The sequence below is a fragment of the Cytophagia bacterium CHB2 genome (assembly GCA_030263535.1).
Lineage (GTDB): Bacteria > Zhuqueibacterota > Zhuqueibacteria > Zhuqueibacterales > Zhuqueibacteraceae > Coneutiohabitans.
Genome location: SZPB01000583.1, coordinates 1 through 2487 on the forward strand (window position 1 = coordinate 1; position 2487 = coordinate 2487).

Below are 2487 nucleotides of genomic sequence, written 5' to 3' on the forward strand. Positions count from 1 at the left end.
CAAGGCCAGATTATGATCGCCACCGAAGCCGGCGCCGAGGGCATCAATCTGCAATTCTGCTCGCTGGTGGTGAATTATGATTTGCCGTGGAATCCGCAGCGCATCGAGCAGCGCATTGGCCGCTGCCATCGCTACGGCCAGCAACACGACGTAGTGGTGGTCAATTTTCTCAATCAGAATAACGCGGCGGATCAGCGCGTTTTTCAACTGTTGTCGGAGAAATTCAAGCTCTTCGAAGGCGTCTTTGGCGCGAGCGATGAAGTGCTGGGCGCGATTGAATCCGGCGTCGATTTTGAGAAGCGCATTGCCGGCATTTATCAACGCTGCCGCCGGCCCGAGGAAATCAACGCGGCCTTCGATCAATTGCAGCTCGATTTGGGCGCGCAGATCAACGAGGCGATGACGCGCACGCGCCAGCAGCTCATGGAAAATTTCGACGACGAAGTGCGGGAAAAACTGAAAGTGCGTGACACGGATTCCAATGCCTATTTAAAACATTTCGAGCGTTTGCTCATGCAGCTCACACAGCATGAGTTGAATAATCATGCCGAGTTTCTCAGCGACTCTTCGTTTCAATTAAAATCGTGTCCGTTTTCAGGCGACATTCCGCTCGGGCTTTACGAACTGCCGCGGCGCTCCGGCGAGGCTCATCTTTATCGCCTAAACCATCCGCTGGCAGAGCACCTCCTGGCCCAGGCCAAAAACCGCGCGCTGCCGCTGGCGGAAGTGGTCTTTGACCTCAGCCGGCACGATGGCAAGATCAGCATCTTGGAGCCGTTCATCGCGCAATCCGGTCGCCTGACCGTCGCGCTGTTGACGATCGAAGCGCTCGACCACGCCGAGGATTATCTGCTCATGGCCGGCATGACGGATGGCGGGCAACTGCTGGCTGCCGATGCCGCGCGCCGCTTGTTTTCTTTGCCGGCGCAGTTTGTGAATGAATTGCCGGCAAGCGAAGAAATGCCCCAACTGCAAGACGTTTTGCTTCAGCAGCAAAAGGCGATTCAACGGGACATCTCGCAGCGCAATGCCGCATTCTTTGAGGCCGAGGCCGAAAAATTGGATGGCTGGGCTGATGATTTGAAGGTGGGACTCGAACGTGAAATCAAAGAGCTGGATCGCCAAATCAAAGAGGCGCGGCGCACTGCAACGGCAGCGCTTACTTTGGATGAAAAGCTGGCCGGACAAAAACAAATCAAAGCGCTCGAAGCGCAGCGCAGCCAAAAGCGGCGCTCTTTATTTGATGCACAAGATGAGATTGACCGGCAGCGCGAGCAGCTCATCAGCGATATCGAAGGCAAGCTGCAACAGCGCGTTTCGCAGACGAGGTTGTTTTCGATCCGCTGGAGGCTAATATAAATGCTGTATTGCCAAAGCTTTAACCATTTCGGTGATGTCACCGAAATGGTCAAGCCATTGTTTCTACTGTATTAAAATTTGATTTCTTTGCGCAAAACCATGAAAATTAGTCCAGTGATAAACAGAAAATCAATAGTTTAACGCTTAATTTTCAACAACGGGAGGCACTGATGAAAACTGAAATTCAAAAAACTTCTGCCGGCCATGTTTCTCCATTCGAACAGATCCGGCGAACCAATGAGGCTGGCGCAGAATACTGGTCGAGCCGTGATTTTGCGCAGGTCTTGCAATACAATGATTATCGCAATTTCGAGCAAGTCATCCAAAAGGCGCGCGCTGCGTGCTTCAATAGCGGCCAGCGTCTTGAAGACCATTTCGTTGAGGTCACCGAAATGGTCGAGATTGGGAGCGGCGCAAAACGCGCGTTAAAAACCATCTATCTTTCCAGATATGCTTGTTATCTAATCATTCAAAACGCGGATCCGGAAAAAGACATTGTGGCGCTGGGGCAAACTTATTTTGCCGTGCAAACGCGCCGGCAAGAGCTTTCCGATCAGATGATCGAGGACGAACGCCGCCTGCTGCTGCGCGACGAAGTGACAAAGCACAACCTCAAACTCGCCGATGCCGCCAAGCGCGCCGGTGTGGTGCAGCTCGGTGTCCAGCCGGGCGTGCTCCAGCGTGAAGTACTGCCCGGTGAAGTCGATCGGTCCGTCGGTGTTCCACAACAGCCGGATCAGCCGGAGTGCCTCGGCGAATCGACTCACCGCGCCCCGGTGGTCGAAGCCGTACGGCGCCAGGTTCTCGCGCTCGCCGGCGCCCAGTCCCAGGATGAACCGGCCGTCCGAGAGATGGCTGAGGGTCAGTGCCGACTGGGCCAGCATCACCGGGTGGCGTCGAACGGTGTCGAGAACGCTGGTGGCAAGCCGGGTGCGGGTGGTGCGTGCCGCGACAGCGCCGGCGAGACTGAGGGTGTCCAGGTAGCGGTGCGGTGACGGCGACAGCTCCGCGAGGTCGGTGAACTCGGCCGTCCAGACCGAGTCCGGCCAGAAACTCACGAGGTGATCGGGCAGCCAAAGGGAGTGGTAGCGGCCATCATCGAGAGCGCCCAGCCCGCTGAGATCGAGC

General features: G+C 55.9%; 1 protein-coding gene and 2 pseudogenes. 2 read left to right on the plus strand and 1 reads right to left on the minus strand.

Going from position 1 to position 2487, the window contains the following annotated elements; all coding sequences use genetic code 11:
* Both FBQ85_29150 and FBQ85_29155 read left to right on the plus strand, forming a co-directional pair.
* A partial coding sequence (locus tag FBQ85_29150) for a DEAD/DEAH box helicase (protein ID MDL1879200.1) occupies positions 1-1359 on the plus strand: 1359 nt, incomplete at its 5' end.
* A 170-nt stretch (positions 1360-1529) separates the two neighbouring features.
* A pseudogene (locus FBQ85_29155) lies at positions 1530-1877 on the plus strand (DNA replication protein DnaD).
* A gap of 120 nt (positions 1878-1997) precedes the next feature.
* Here the strand turns inward: FBQ85_29155 and FBQ85_29160 are convergent.
* A pseudogene (locus FBQ85_29160) lies at positions 1998-2487 on the minus strand (LLM class flavin-dependent oxidoreductase).